General features: G+C 65.6%; 11 protein-coding genes. 8 read left to right on the top strand and 3 right to left on the bottom strand.

Going from position 1 to position 14,861, the window contains the following annotated elements:
- Positions 1–21 precede the first annotated feature (21 nt).
- Genes IVB31_RS16395 through IVB31_RS16380 form a run of 4 tightly spaced genes read left to right on the top strand, consistent with a single transcriptional unit; the run spans position 22 to position 4,724 of the window.
- Positions 22–951: an efflux RND transporter periplasmic adaptor subunit gene (locus IVB31_RS16395; protein ID WP_247324010.1), complete on the top strand. Its 930-nt coding sequence runs from the start codon at positions 22–24 to the stop codon at positions 949–951.
- Positions 951–4,100 (top strand): efflux RND transporter permease subunit, encoded by a 3,150-nt coding sequence (locus IVB31_RS16390; protein WP_247324008.1) that lies wholly within the window; start codon positions 951–953, stop codon positions 4,098–4,100. The genes IVB31_RS16395 and IVB31_RS16390 overlap by 1 nt, the downstream gene beginning before the upstream one ends.
- Before the next feature lie 55 nt (positions 4,101–4,155).
- Entirely contained in the window at positions 4,156–4,443 is a 288-nt protein-coding gene (locus IVB31_RS16385) for a hypothetical protein (protein ID WP_247324006.1), read from the top strand.
- The gene (locus tag IVB31_RS16380; RefSeq protein WP_247324004.1) at positions 4,440–4,724 is read left to right on the top strand and encodes a type II toxin-antitoxin system RelE/ParE family toxin; all 285 of its coding nucleotides are present in this window, start codon (positions 4,440–4,442) and stop codon (positions 4,722–4,724) included. Before IVB31_RS16385 ends, IVB31_RS16380 begins: the two co-directional genes overlap by 4 nt.
- Positions 4,725–4,728: 4 nt before the next feature.
- Here IVB31_RS16380 and IVB31_RS16375 read toward each other — a convergent pair whose 3' ends face one another.
- Positions 4,729–5,403, bottom strand: coding sequence for a Crp/Fnr family transcriptional regulator (locus IVB31_RS16375; protein WP_027568341.1), 675 nt, complete (start codon positions 5,401–5,403; stop codon positions 4,729–4,731).
- 273 nt (positions 5,404–5,676) lie between these two features.
- Here IVB31_RS16375 and IVB31_RS16370 point away from each other — a divergent pair, with 273 nt between their 5' ends.
- The 3 genes from IVB31_RS16370 (at position 5,677) to IVB31_RS16360 (ending at position 11,543) form a co-directional block, all read left to right on the top strand.
- Positions 5,677–7,785 (top strand): AsmA family protein, encoded by a 2,109-nt coding sequence (locus tag IVB31_RS16370; protein WP_247324002.1) that lies wholly within the window; start codon positions 5,677–5,679, stop codon positions 7,783–7,785.
- 245 nt (positions 7,786–8,030) lie between these two features.
- Positions 8,031–10,478 carry an adenylate/guanylate cyclase domain-containing protein gene (locus IVB31_RS16365; protein ID WP_247324000.1) on the top strand — a complete coding sequence of 816 codons (2,448 nt, stop codon included), beginning with the start codon at positions 8,031–8,033 and terminating at the stop codon, positions 10,476–10,478.
- A gap of 198 nt (positions 10,479–10,676) precedes the next feature.
- A complete protein-coding gene (locus IVB31_RS16360; protein ID WP_247323998.1) occupies positions 10,677–11,543 on the top strand; it encodes a hypothetical protein in 867 nt (288 codons plus the stop codon).
- Here the strand turns inward: IVB31_RS16360 and IVB31_RS16355 are convergent, their stop codons facing one another.
- Positions 11,544–12,839: a Spy/CpxP family protein refolding chaperone gene (locus tag IVB31_RS16355; protein WP_247324772.1), complete on the bottom strand. Its 1,296-nt coding sequence runs from the start codon at positions 12,837–12,839 to the stop codon at positions 11,544–11,546.
- Between the two features lie 123 nt (positions 12,840–12,962).
- Positions 12,963–13,964, bottom strand: coding sequence for a LysM peptidoglycan-binding domain-containing protein (locus IVB31_RS16350; RefSeq protein WP_247323996.1), 1,002 nt, complete (start codon positions 13,962–13,964; stop codon positions 12,963–12,965).
- Positions 13,965–14,135: 171 nt separating this feature from the next.
- Between IVB31_RS16350 and IVB31_RS16345 the strand changes: the two genes are divergently transcribed.
- Positions 14,136–14,834 carry a hypothetical protein gene (locus tag IVB31_RS16345; RefSeq protein WP_247323994.1) on the top strand — a complete coding sequence of 233 codons (699 nt, stop codon included), beginning with the start codon at positions 14,136–14,138 and terminating at the stop codon, positions 14,832–14,834.
- The last annotated feature ends 27 nt before the right edge of the window (positions 14,835–14,861 follow it).

Below are 14,861 nucleotides of genomic sequence, written 5' to 3'. Positions count from 1 at the left end.
CCAGGCCAGGACGATCCGGCGATGAACTTCTCCGAATATCTCAAGCCAGCCGGAACGGTGGTCTTCGTCGTTGTGCTCGGCGTCGGCTATTATCTGTTCGAGCACCGCCATCGCCCCGAGGCCAAGGAAACGCCGAGCGAGGCGCTGGTCATCGTGACGAAGTCGACCAATGCCTGCTTCTCCGACCTGGTCCGGGTGACCGGCTTCTTCGTGCCGCGCCGCGAAGCCGTGGTCGTCGCCGACCAGGAGGGGTCCAGGGTCACCGACCTCTTCGTCACCGAGGGCACCGTTGTCACCGACAATCAGGAACTGGCGCGCCTGACCGCGCCGCCCCAGATCCCGGGCCAGCCGCAGCGGCCCAGTCCGCAAGGCCCGGTCTCGCTGAAGGCGCCTGCGCCGGGCCTCGTCACAGAAGTTCGCACCATCGTCGGCGCGCCCGCTTCACCGCAGGCCGGACCGATGTTCCGCATCGCCGTCAACAATGAGATCGAGCTCGACGCGCAGGTCCCGGCGGTGCACATGCCCAAGCTCAGCTCCGGCGCGACCGTGCGCATCAGCCGCGATGACGCGCCCGATTTGATCGGACGGGTCCGCCTGGTCGCGCCCGAAATCGACCGTGCCACCCAGCTCGGCCGGGTCCGCATCAGCGTCACCAACAATCCCTCACTGAAAGTCGGCGTGTTCGCCCGCGCCTCGATCGACGCCAAGCGAAGCTGCGGCGTCGCGGTTCCCAAGACCGCGATCGACCATCTCACCGTGCAGGTCGTCAAGGGCAACATTGTCGAAACGCGCAAGGTGCGGGTCGGACTGTCGTCCGACAGCGCGACGGAAATCCTGCAGGGCCTCGACGTCGGCGAAATCGTCGTGGCCGACGCCGGCTCTTCGCTGCATGACGGCGACCAGATCAAGACCATGTTCGCCGATGAACTCGATCGCACGCGGGTACGCTGATGGCTCTCAATATCTCGGCATGGTCGATCCGCAATCCGCTGCCGTCGGTGGTTTTTTCCATCATCCTCCTGATCCTCGGCTGGGTGTCCTTCACGAAACTCGCGGTGACGCGGCTGCCATCGGCCGACATTCCCGTGATCTCGGTCGCGGTATCGCAGTTCGGCGCGGCACCCGCCGAGCTCGAATCCCAGGTCACCAAAACGGTTGAAGACGCCGTCTCCGGTGTCGAGGGCGTTCGGCACATCACCTCGCAGATCACCGACGGCCTGTCGGTGACCACCATCCAGTTCGCGCTGGAAACCAACACCGACCGCGCGCTCAACGACGTCAAGGACGCGGTGACGCGCGTGCGCTCCAACCTGCCGCAGAATGTCACCGAGCCGCTGATCCAGCGCGTCGACGTCATCGGGCTGCCGATCGTCACCTACGCCGCGATCTCGCCGGGCAAGACGCCGGAGCAGCTCTCCTATTTCGTCGATGACGTGGTCAAGCGCGCGCTGCAGGGCGTGCGCGGCGTCGCCCAGGTCGAGCGCATCGGCGGTGTCGAGCGCGAGATCCTGGTCTCACTCGACCCCGACCGCCTGCAGGCGATGGGCCTGACCGCCGTCAATGTCAGCCAGAGCCTGCGCGGCACCAATGTCGACGTCGCCGGCGGTCGCGCCGAGATCGGCAAGAACGACCAGGCGATCCGCACGCTGGCTGGCGCCAAGACGCTGAGTGACCTCGCCGGCACCATGATTCCGCTGTTCGGCGGCGGCGAGGTCCGGCTCGACGATCTCGGCACCGTGACCGACACCATCGCCGACCGCCGTACCTTCGCCCGCTTCAACGGCGAACCGATCGTCGCGCTCGGCATCAAGCGCTCCAAGGGCGCCAGCGACGTGAAGGTGGCCGAGGCCGTGCAGAAGCGCATCGACGCGCTCAAGGCCACCTATCCCGACGTCGACCTGAAGGTGATCGACACCTCGGTCGAATATACCAACGGCAATTATCACGCGGCGATCTCGACCCTGTTCGAAGGCGCCATCCTCGCCGTCGTCATCGTCCTGCTGTTCCTGCGCGACATGCGCGCCACGGTCATTGCCGCGATCTCGCTGCCGTTGTCGATCTTCCCGGCGTTCTGGGCGATGGACCTCCTCGGCTTCTCGCTGAACCTCGTCAGCTTCCTCGCCATCACGCTGTCGACAGGTATTCTGGTCGACGACGCCATCGTCGAGATCGAGAACATCGTCAGGCACATGAACATGGGGAAGTCGCCCTATCGTGCCGCACTCGAAGCCGCCGACGAGATCGGCCTCGCGGTGATCGCGATCTCATTGACGATCATCGCGATCTTCGCTCCCGCGAGCTTCATGTCGGGCATCGCCGGACAGTTCTTCAAGCAGTTCGGCATCACCGTCTCGGTACAGGTATTCTTCTCGCTGCTCGCGGCGCGCTTCGTCACGCCGGTGCTCGCCGCCTACTTCCTCAAACATGGCAATCACGAAGAGCCGCCGCCCGGCCGCGTGCTGCGGTCCTATCACGGGATCGTGGCTTGGTCGGTGAAGCACTATTTCATCACGGTGCTGATCGGCTTCGGCGTCTTCGCCGCCTCGATATGGAGCATCACGCTGTTGCCGCAGGGCTTCCTGCCGGCGCAGGATAGTTCGCGCTCGCTGGTTGCCCTCGAGTTGCCGCCGGGCACACAGCTCGCCTACACCGAAAAGGTCACTGAAGACATCGTCGCGCGCCTGCGCAAGCGGCCTGAAGTGAAAAGCATCTTCGTCGACGGCGGGCGCGTTCCACCGGGGACCCAGGAAGTCCGGCGTGCGGCCCTGATCATCAACTACACGCCCAAGGATAGCCGCGACATCACCCAGCGCGAGCTCGAATTCTCGATCAGCCAGGAGCTGGAGAACGTTCCCGACATCCGCTTCTGGTTTCTGGACGAAAACGGCCTGCGCGCGATCGCGCTGGTGGTCACCGGCGCCGACGCCAACATCGTCAACAACGTCGCCAGCGAGCTCGCGACGCAGATGAAGCGGATTCCGACCATCTCCAACGTCATCTCCGAAACCACGCTGGAGCGGCCCGAGCTGCGCGTCGAACCGCGCGCCGACCTCGCCGCGCGGCTCGGCGTCTCGACCGAAAGCCTGTCGCAGACCATTCGCGTCGCCACCATCGGCGACGTCGGGCCAGCGCTCGCCAAGTTCGACGTCGGCGACCGTCTGGTGCCGATCCGCGTCCAGCTCGAGGATGCCGCGCGCGGCAATCTGAAGACGCTCGAACAGCTCCGCGTGCCGCTCGGCGAGCATGGCGAGAAGGGCGGCGTGCCGCTCTCGGTCATCGCCGACGTCAAGCTCGACCAGGGTCCGACCAGCATCAACCGCTACGATCGCGAGCGACAGGCGACGGTCGCAGCCGATCTCGTCGGCTCCGCCGCGTTCGGCGATGCCATCAAGAAGATCGACGACCTGCCGGTGAAGAAGAGCCTGCCGAAGGGCGTGAAGGTCAACCCGTCCGGCGACGCCGAAAGCCTGGCCGAACTGTCCGACGGCTTCGCAACCGCGATCACGGCAGGCCTGATGATGGTCTACGCCGTGCTGGTGCTGCTGTTCGGCACCTTCCTGCAGCCGATCACCATCCTGTTCTCGCTGCCGCTGTCGATTGGCGGCGCCATTGCGGCCCTGCTCATCACCGGCAAGCAGCTCACGACACCGGTGTGGATTGGCATCCTGATGCTGATGGGCATCGTCACCAAGAATGCGATCATGCTGGTGGAGTTCGCCATCGAATCCATCCACGCCGGCAAACCCCGCGAGGAAGCCATGATCGACGCCGGCATGAAGCGCGCCCGCCCGATCATCATGACCACGATCGCGATGGCCGCCGGCATGATGCCGAGCGCGCTCGCGGTCGGCGCCGGCGGCGAGTTCCGCTCGCCGATGGCGCTCGCCGTGATCGGCGGCCTGATCTTCTCGACCATCCTGTCGCTGGTGTTCGTGCCCGCGATGTTCATGGTGATGGACGACCTCGGCGCCCTGATCTGGCGCTTCGGCAAGCGGCTGGTCGTGCACAGCGAAGATGCGGAGGATGCCGGTCATCACGGACCGGAGCCCGCGGGCGCGGCAGTGGCGACGAAGGCCATCGTGCACCCTGCTGCGGAGTAGATATCCCTCGGAAGCCGGGGCTCGACATGAGTGAGCCAAGTGCTATCTTTCGAGCATGAACCTCGTAAGCCGCACGCTTGAGATCGACGCTGACACCGATGCCCGTCTCAGAGAGATGGCTTCCGAGCGCGGGAAGGATATCGCAACGGTGCTGGCCGAGGCCGTCGCACTGCTGGACTCGGTCGTCGATCTTTCCGACCCGGATCTCGAAGAAGATCGCAACCGTTACGAAGAGTATAAACGCACCGGGCTTGCTGTCTCGCTCGATGACGTCAAGACGTGGGTGGCAAGCTGGGGCTCTGTCGGCGAGTTGCCGCGTCCCCAACCGCGCAAGATCAAATGATCCTGCTTTCGCCAGCCGCTGTCGAAGACATCGAGCGGCTGCGAACCTTTCTCGACGCAGTTGATCCGGACGCGGCAAAGCGCGCCTTGGCGTTGATTTGGAAAGCGATCGACCGGCTGCCGGAATTTCCAGCGCTGGGTAAGCCGACTGACGACGCGGATATCCGTCAGATTGTCGTCCGCTTTGGGTCGTCGGCATACATCGTGCGATACGTCGCAGGTCCCGACACAGGCGATATTCTCATTACGCGGCTCTGGCACGGCCGCGAGGCGCGTACCTGATGCGCTACTCGTTCCGCGCGATCGCCGTCAGCTTGGTCATGTTCCTGAGCAGGATGCGGCCGCGCTGGAGATCGAGGATCGCTTCCTTGCGCCAGGCCTGAAGCTGGCGATTGACGCTTTCGCGAGCGGCACCGACGAAGACGCCGAGTTGCTCCTGCGAGATGTGCACCTCGGAGCCGAAATCGGCGGCGAGCGCGCAAAGGCGCCGCGCGAGGCGAACCGGCAGCGGCTGGAGCATGGACTCTTCCATGCGTTCGCTCTGCCAGCGGATCCGCTGGCACAGCAGCGCGATGATCTTGATCCCGACCTTCGGCTCGCGTTCGAGGAAAGCGAGAAAGTCTTCACGCCGCAGCACGAACAGTTCGCTGGCTTCGCCCGCGGTCGCATCCGCAGTCCGGCTCTGGCCGTCCAGCACCGCAACCTCGCCGAACAGGTCGCCTGGCCCCATGAAGTTCAGCGTCAGCCGGCTACCGTCGGAGGCGCCGGTCTCGATACGGACCTGGCCTCGACGCACGCCGAACAGCGCATCGCCCGCATCGCCCTTCTGGAATAGCACCTCGCCGTTCCCCAGATGCTGGGTGTGGCAGAGATTCGCCAGCCGCTGGAGCTCGTCTACGCCGAGATCGGCGAACATCGCGTTCATCTTCAGAATGACCGCAAATTCGGCCTGCTTGCTCATTTCAATGTCCTTGTGAATGTCCTTGACCAGTTTCCCTGATCAGTTTCCTTGGCCCGCTTCCTTGGCAAATCGCTTGGAACCATCAAGATCAGGATCGCGTAAAACCGCGCCGAGGAAGTGTGTCATAAGTCACATAACTTTGCAGCACCCCCGACTATTTTTACGCGCTTGGAGCCGCTTCCCGTCCGGGGATAAACTCAGGCGCAAAGGATGGGTGCAAAGGACGGCAGTCTGCCGGATTCGGCGCCGCTTGTCCGTCGTTGGAAAGTCGACATGAGAGCAGTGAAATTCGCCGGCGCGGCTTTGGCCGCCGTCGTCATCGTGATCGCACTCCTGCTGGTGGTCGGGATCCCCTCGGGCTTCCTGACCTCGACGATTGCCTCGCGGGTCGAGAGCGCGACCGGGTATCGCCTCTCGATCGACGGCACCACCAGGCTCAGCCTGTGGCCGACGCTGAACGTGACTCTGAACGACCTCACGCTTGCCGACCCCAAGGACCGCAGCGGCATAACGCGCCTGACCATCGACAGCGTGCAGGCCGACATGTCGCTCTCGAGCGTCTGGTCGGGCCGCCCGAAGATCACCGAGCTCGTCGTTACCCATCCCGTGCTCTACCAGCCGCTGCTGCGCGAGCGCCTGCCGAATGCCGGAGGCGCGTCGAAGCCGATCGCGCTCGATACGGATGGCGCCACCATCGACCGCATCAAGGTCACGGATGGCGAGGTGGCATTTGCGCGCGGGCGCGATCGCGTCGAGAGTCGCATCGGCGCCATCAATGCCGATGCGATCGTCGGTCGCGACCGCAAGATCAACATCACCGGCACCGCGCGGGTCGGCGAGCACCCGACCAAGTTCGACATCAAGGCGACGACGCCGGCCTCGCCAGCCGACCGGCCGACGATCCCGGTGGATTTCACCATCGACATGCCTGATGTGCTGAAGTCTCAGCTCGCAGGTCGGGCCGAGATGCGGCTGAGCGGCGATGTCGTGATGATCAACGGCGTGAATGGCACGCTCGGCGATGGCGCGTTCAACGGCTGGGCCTCGGTCGATATCGCGAGCAAGCCTCTGGTCAAGCTCGATCTCGACTTCCAGCGGCTCGCGATTCCGCTGGCGAAGACTTCGGAAGGCGCGTCCGGGCAGCCCTGGAGCGATACGCCGATCGACGTCTCCGGGCTCAATTATGTCGATGCACAAATCAGGATCTCCGCGCACGAGGCCGTGATCGGCGATGCACGCTTCGCGCCGCTGGCGCTCGATGCAAAACTGGCCGGCGGAGTGCTGAAGGCCGGCACGGCCAATCTCGGCGCCTATGGCGGACAGGTCTCGGGCGAGGTGATCCTGGATGCGACCAGCGGCGCGCCGAGCTTTGCCATGCATTCCGACCTCACCGGCGTGCGCGCGCTGCCGCTGCTCCAGGGCCTGGCCGAATTCGACCGGATCGACGGCAAGCTGCAGGCCAAGCTCGCGCTGCGCAGCGCCGGCACCAGCCAGCGCGCGCTGATGGCCAACATGCAGGGCACCGCCTTCGTCACGTTCCAGGACGGCGCCATTCGCGGCATCAACATCGCGCAGATGGTCCGCTCGCTGACATCGGGCACGCTGTCCGGCTGGCAGGAAAACCCAGACAACAGCCGGGCGCAGAGCACGGATTTGTCGCAGCTCTCGGCGTCCTTCCGTATCGACAAGGGCCAGGCGGTGACGACCGATCTCAATCTGATCGGACCGCTGGTCCGCGTGACCGGCGCGGGCACGATCGCACTCGATACCAAGATGATGGGCTTTCGCGTCGAGCCGAAGCTGGTGATGACGACCGAAGGCCAGGGCCGTGCCTCCGACCCTGTCGGCTTCGGCATCCCCGTGATGATCCAGGGCACCTGGTCGCAGCCGAAGATCTATCCTGACATGGCCGGCATGCTGGACAATCCGGACGCCGCCTATGCCAAGCTGCGCGAGATGGGCAAGGGCCTGTTCGGCCCTGATGGTGCCGGGCTCGGCAATATTTTGGGCAGTCTTGGCGGTAACCTTGGCGGCAACCTTGGCAGTAACCCAGGCGGCAATCTTGGCCTCGGGGGGACCACCGCGCCAGGTGGCGGCAATGCCAATCCGCAAACCCAGCAGCCGGGGCAGAACAATTTGCTCGGCGGCCCCTTGGGCGAGGCGATCGGCAATCTGATCCAGCAGGGGCTTTCCAGTGGCGCGGGAAACGGCACCGGCACCGCCACTGGTGGCACCGGCCGCAGCCGCGGCCTGCCGGCCGCACCATCCACGTTGCTGCCGCCGCAGGCCTCGCCAGCGTCCCCCGCCCTGGAAGACCCGCCGGCGGCCCAGCAGGACAGTCAGCCGATGAACGACGTGCTGCGGCAGCTCTTTAATCGATGATTGCAGGACCAAAGCGCCGGACTCCAGCCAATCCCTTACATCGGCTTCCCCGTCCGCCGCTTCATCCGAAGGGATGAGACTGCGACAATTCACCATCCTTCCGCCTGCTCCGGCGTCCCCGGCGGGTAACCACACCGGCTGGTCAAACGGTCCCTTCCAGTCCGCTGGCCCAAATTGTGGTAGAAGGCTTGCAGGGTCCGTACGGCCCGTAGCGCCGGGGTCGATGGCGGCGCGAGAGGATCGGAATGGCAGGAGCGAACGACAAGACACGGTTTCTGCGCGAGGGCCTGTTCGCCAAATACGTCGTCTCCCTTGTCGGCCTCGTCGTGTTCGTGCTTGCCGTCAACGGCGCGATGGAGAGCTGGATCTCCTACCGCGCCACCACGACCTCGCTGACCGACAGGCTGGAGGACAAGGCGCAGGCCACCGCCAGGCAGATCGAGCAGTCGATCTCCGAGCTTGAGCGCCAGATCAGCCGGGTGACGACGGCCAGCCGGGACACGCTGGAGAAGCGTCGCACCGACTACGCCCAGCTCTTGCAGCAGGTCGCCGTCGTCTCGCAGCTATTCCAGCTTAACGGCGACGGCCGTGAGGTGCTGCGCGTCTCGCGCCAGTCGACCACCACGGGCAGCAATGCCGACCTTGCCCGCGACATGCGCTTCACCGACGCGGTCGCCCGCGGCGTCAGCTATGCGCCGCCCTATTTCGTCGACCACACCCCGTACATGTCGATCTCGGTGGCGCATTCCGGCTTCAATGCCGGCGTCACTGTGGCCGAGATCGATCTCAGCTTCCTCTCCGAATACCTGTCCGACGCCCAGGTAGGCAAGGTCGCCTTCGCCTATGTCGTCGATCCGCGCGGCCGCGTGCTGGCGACCTCCTCGAAGGGGCCCGATGTCGGCAAGGATTTGTCGAATCTGCCGCAGGTTGCAGCCGCGGTCGCACCCGGCCACCAGCCCGACACGTCCGGCACGGATTTCAACGGCCATGCGGTGCTCTCTGCCGCGAGCACCGTGCCGAAGCTCGGCTGGAGTGTGATGTTCGAGCAGTCGACCACGCAGGCGCTGATGCCGATCCGCGACCAGCTGGTGCGCATCGCGCTGCTGATCGGGATGGGCCTGATGGTCGCGATCCTCGCCGGCACGCTGCTCGCCCGCCGCATGATCATTCCGATCACGGCGCTGCGCGACGGCGCGCACAAGCTCGGCGAGGGCGATTTCAGCCACCGCATCGACGTGCACACGTCGGACGAGCTGGAAGACCTCGCCGGGCAATTCAACCGCATGGCCGGCCAGATCCAGGAGACCTATTCGAACCTGGAGACCAAGGTCGAGGAGCGCACCCGCGATCTCGCGCAGTCGATCAACGAGCTCAAGGTGCTGGAAGAGGTCGGCCGCGCGGTCGCCGCCTCGCTCGATCTCGACGCGGTGCTGCCGACGATCGCCGCGCGCGCAATCGAGATCACCCATGCCGATGCGGTCCTGATCTACGGCTATGACGCCGAGGCGCGCCGCTTCAACCTTGTCGAGGCCAACGGCATCGACAAATCGGCCGAGGGCGCGCATGTCACGATCGAGGAAGGCGAAAGTATCCTGAGCGATGCCGCGGCGAGCGGCGAGCCGATCGCGATCGCGGACCTCGACCAAGCCACCGAGCAGCCGCTGCGCGATGTCGCGATCGAGGCCGGCTTCCATTCGGTGCTGGTGGTGCCGCTGGTGGACCAGCAGGGCACGCTCGGCTCGCTGGTGGTGCTGCGCCGCGCCAGCGGCGAGTTCGCCGCGAGCATCATCGGCCTGATGCGCACCTTTGCCAACCAGGCCGTGCTGGCGATGCGCAATGCGCGGCTGTTCACCGAGGTCGATCACAAAGGCCGCGAGCTCGCGGCTGCGCACGAAACCGTGCAGGAGCAGGCGGCAAAACTGCAGGAGCAGACCGAGCAGCTCAAGGACTGGAACAAGTCGCTGGAGGAGCGTGTCGCGACCCAGCTCGGCGAGATCGAGCGCATCCGCAAGCTCGAGCGTTTCCTGGCGCCGCAAGTGGCGCAGTTGATCGCCTCCTCCGACAGCCCCGAGGGCCTGCTCACCAGCCAGCGACGCGAGGTGACCGTAGTGTTCTGCGACCTGCGCGGCTTCACCGCCTTCACGGAAGCGACCGAGCCGGAAGAGGCGATGAACGTGCTGCGCGAATACCACGCCGCGCTCGGCAAGCTGATCTTCAAATATGAGGGCACGCTCGACAAATATGCCGGCGACGGCGTGATGATCCTGTTCAACGCGCCGATACAGTTCGAGGACCACACCCAGCGCGCCGTGAAGATGGCGGTGGAGATGCGCGAGACCATCGGCCCGCTCACCGAGCGCTGGCGCAACCGGGGGCATAGCCTCGGCTTCGGCGTCGGCATTGCGGTCGGCTATGCAACGCTCGGTCAGGTCGGCTTCGAGCAGCGGCTGGAATATGCCGCGATCGGCAGCGTCACCAACCTCGCCTCCCGTCTCTGCGGCGAGGCCCAGCCCAACCAGATCGTGGTGAGCCGGCGCGTCTACGGCATCGTCGAGCCCTGGGTCGAAGCCCGCGCCCTCGACGATCTCCAGCTCAAGGGCTTCAATCACCCCGTGCTGGCGATGGAGATTTTGTCGTGGCGCGAGGAGGTGGAGAACGTCGTGGATGCCGCGGCAGCAAGGCGACGAGGGTAGCCAAAACAAAAAAGTGCGAAAACAACCCCATGCACAGTAGCCGGGGGCTGCAAGATCAATGACTTACGCGGGTGCCGAAGTGGGTACCAAAGCAGTTTGACTCGTCGGGCAAAACACCGGCAGGATGGCAACCTCCCCACGAACCACATCCCTCCTCCCCGCGACCAACCATCGCCTCAAATCCGGATGGAGACGATCGTGGCGTTTGCCTTGCCTTCGCGTGCGTATGATTTGCAGATGCTGGACCGTCTCGCGGATCGTGCGCGCGATCAGGGCTGGGTCCTTGGCCTGCCGCCGGGCATCGCATCCGAACAATGGCCGCTCGATCCCGTCACCGGGTTTTCGCTGATGCACGGCTTTACGCTTTTGCTGCCGGAGGATTATCGCGTGCATGGCGAGGACATCGTCGCGGTGTCGTTCTTCGCGACAGCGCCCGATCACAATGACGGCGGGGCGCCTGATGATCCTGAAATCCGCGAGGCGGTGATGGCGCGCGCCTCGCATCCGCGGCTTTCGCGCATGACCGACATCCTCGACTACGAATATGCCGCACTGCTGCTGAGCAAGGCCGAATATGACGGTGCGTTCGCGACGCCGCCGGCTCCGCTGCCACTTGCGACGGCCGATCGGCCGCGCTGGCTCGATGTCGGCGGCGCCAGCGCTTTCTTCGAGGCGTCCGCGCCTTACGCCAAGAAGATGTTCGCCAACCCTCCGCGCGCCGATCTGGCCGAGAATTGCGCGATCGCGTTGACGCCGCGCGCGAGTGATTCCAATGCCGGCAAGGGCCCGCAGGACGCGCACACTAGGCGCAACCCGCCGACCGGCTACCAGCCCTATTACTATTATCTCGGCGACGTGCCGGGCCGTGACAATTTCCGCCTGCACGATTGGGGCAAGGACCACGCCCACAATCATCTCGGCGGCACGATGCGGCCCTGCCAGGCGATGCCGGAGATGAGCCCGTTCTACATCGAGTTCGAGGAATATTTCGGCGGCTACAATTTCGGCGGCGGCAATGCGCAGCTCGACTTCAAGGATATGAAATTCGACTGGGCATGCGGGTGATCACACCCCGCGCTTCGGTCCCATCGCCTCAAACCCCGCCTTCTGCTCGTCGCTCAGATCGGCCTCGAAATCGTCGAGCGCCTCGCTGATGCCGCCCACCGCTTGCAGCATCGTCTCCAGCCGCGCCTTCACCGCTGTGAGACGGGCCTGCGGTGTCGCGGCGGGCTTTGACGGGCAGGCGCTCAGTGTCTGCATGGTGCGCAGCGTGGTGTCCTGAAGGACGTCGAGCCGGGCGCGGGCGGTGTCGTCGAGCTTAAGCGTGGAGGCGATGTCATTGGTGGGCCATTGCTGCTGCACGAGTTGCTCGTACTGACGCTGCAGCTTTTCGTCATAGCGGGGATCGCTGTCCGCGTCGCAAGCTGCCGCCGCCTGCGTGTCCTTGTGTTGAATGGCTGCAAGCGCGGCGCGACGCTCCCTGGCCAGGCCGTCGAGCTTTGTCTTCTGGCCGTCGTCGAGGAGGCCCTCGAATTTTGCGAGCGGCGGTGCGACGGCGTCCGTTGCCTTGATCATGGCTTCGAGGCGCTCACGCATCAGGCCGAGGCGCTCGGTGGCCGTCGCAGGGACCTGCGTTGGACAGGCGGCGCGGATGGTGTCGCGCGCGCCATTCCAGGCCGTTGCGAGCTCGTCGAGCGCTACGCGCTGCAATTCGTTCGGCTGCACGGCGGCGGCGATGCGATCGACCGGCAGGCCGCCGGTGTCGCTGGCATCGCAGACGGCCTCCGCGGTCGGCACTCGCCGTCCGCGCCTGCCTTGCGGCGCGGTGTAGGCGACGAGCTCCGTCGCCGCGTAGGGCGCGAAGATCGCGGCATAGATGTCGCCATAGCCGTAGAGCGAGAGGCTGGTCGCATCGCCAAGGATGATTGCATTGGTGAGGTCGTCATGCGCGAACGGCCAGAACACCGGGCCGACCCAGCCATAGCTGCCGTCGGGATGGCGCCACCAGCCCTGCGGGCGGCGGCCGCCATGCCAGCCCGACAGCGCAGCTTGCGCCGTGATCGCCGCTCGGAGCACATAAGGATTGGGGGGTTGCCCGCGCTCGACACCGCGCGCATCTTGGCGCGGATCTTGTCGAGGATCTTGCGATCGCAACGCGGCGGAGCGGTATCGGCCGCCCCGCACAGCCATGCGGGCGTGGCGCAGGCGCGACATGCCGATCACGTGACCGACGGCGAAGCGTGCAACGCCGAGCGGACCGCCGCGCAGGCCGAACTGCGCCTCGGCTTTATTCGGCAGCAGCACCACCAGGCTGACGAGGACCGCACCGGCCAGCGCCAGTCCCAGGCGTGATGTCGACATGACAACCGAGCTGACCACTTCTTGGCCCTCCTCCAGCGCCAAGCGCGCATCGTGTCGCAGGAAGAAGACGCGGAGCGGAACCAATGGTTCCGGGCGCGCGACGGTCAAAGCGTCGCAGAAACCTCACTCCGCCTTCTGTGGCAGCACAAAGGTCTGGCCGGGATAGATCAAATTGGGATTGTGGATCTTGCCGCGGTTGGCGTTGAAGATGACTGCGTAGCGGTTGCCGTCGCCGTAAGCGAGTCGGCTGAGGGTCCACAGGCTGTCGCCGCGGGAGATCACCCGGTTGCCGCCTGCTTCCGCCGGTGCAGCGTTGAAGACGTCCGCGGGCGAAGCCGACGCGACCGCCGTGCTCGAAGGCTGCGCCGGCGCGCGCGCCAACACCCTCGGCTTCGGTGCACCCATCAGCCTGGGCCGGACGACGGGCTTGTCCGCGGGCGCGGCCAGACGGGGCGACGGCAGCGACGCCACGACATCCGACTTGTCGTCGGACTTCTCGGCCTGCTTCGCGACCGGCGCGGGGCGCGCGGGCGGCGGCGCGGCTTCGGCGATGGTCACCGGCATGGTGCGGGCGGATTGCGTGACGGTGCCGTCGGGGGCTTTCGCGCGCAGGGTCAGTTCATAGGAACCGGCGGGAAGCTGCGACGGGGTCATCACGAACTGGCCCGACGCATCGGCCACGACCGTATCGAGCGGCTTGCCGTCGCGCAGCAATTCGACCCTGGCACCAGGCGCGGCCTGGCCCGCGATCACCGCCGCCTCACCGTGATCGTCGACGCGGGCGACGTCGAAACGGGGGCCGGTATCCGCAACCGCCGGCGGCGGCTTGACCGGCGCAAGATCAGCGAGTGCGGCGACCTGCCGCTCGGTCTCGGCCAGCGCAGCCGCCTTCGGCGCCGGCGACGGGGCTGCTGCGCTGGCGGCTGGCTTTGGCTCTTCCGGTCTGGATGCGGCTTTCGCCTCGGTCTTGGGTTCGACCTTGCCTTCAGGCTTCGCGACCGCCGCGATGTCGGTCTTCGCGCCGCCAGGCAGCAGGCGGCGCAGCTCGGTGGGGCCGACCACCAGCACGGTCCCGCCCACCGCGAGCAGACAGAATGCAATGAGGGCCTTGGATGCGGTCATCATCTGTGAATGAACCTTGGGTACCAAATCAGCCGAGGGCGGCAAATTGCGCCGATTTGGCACCGGCAGCAAGACGGTCGAAGCGATGATCTCCCCCTCAAAATGAACCGGCGCGGCCCTGCCGGAGTCAAACGAGCGAGACCGCAACGCGACATTTTTTCGAGGATTTTCCCAGTGAACCCATTTCGCCGCCCGGCGCCATGGCTGGCGCTTGCCTTGACGCTGGCCGCCGCCCCCGCTCTCGCCGCCTCCGGTCCACCGCCGGGCTTCGTCCTCACCGGCAATGCCGATCTCGCCTTCACCTCGCCCGACGGCGCTACCAGGCTCGAGCAGTACATGAAGGACAGTGAAGACCTTTTCGGCGTCAAATGGCAGGTCTGGGCGCGGCGCGGCGATCAGATGACGGAGCTGAAGCCGGAGCAGGGTTATGGCGCCGGCTTCCGCTTCACCAACGACTCGCAATGGTTGGTGCGGCTGCAGAAGACCGGCTCCGGCGAGCAGGATCTGTTCCTCTACCATGTCGAGAACGGCGCCTTCGTCAGCGCGACCAAGAAATCGCTCAGCGATCTCGCCTGGGCCTATTTCTACGCCCGGCCCGAGACGAAGCATTTCGCCAAGATCGACTACCACATCACGGCCAATCTGATGAAGGGCGCGGAAGAGGGCTATCGCTGGCTTGGCGTGGACTGGCCCGACAACCGCTACCTCGTGATCTCGCTCGGCGGCGCATTCGACAAGCACCCGAAGAACGTCGCCGTGAAGGGACTGGGCGGCTGGCAATGCCGCTATGATCTCAAGACCGGCAAGTTCGATGTGCCCAAGACCTTCGCCAAGACCAATGCGGAAGCGCTGGAGTGGGAGATCCGCAGGTAAGGGAACCAACCCCCTGATTCCGCTCCG

The sequence above is a fragment of the Bradyrhizobium sp. 21 genome (assembly GCF_023073335.1).
GTDB lineage: Bacteria > Pseudomonadota > Alphaproteobacteria > Rhizobiales > Xanthobacteraceae > Bradyrhizobium.
The sequence above is the reverse complement of the archived record's forward strand: the minus strand, read 5'-3'. Positions and strand labels throughout refer to the sequence as shown.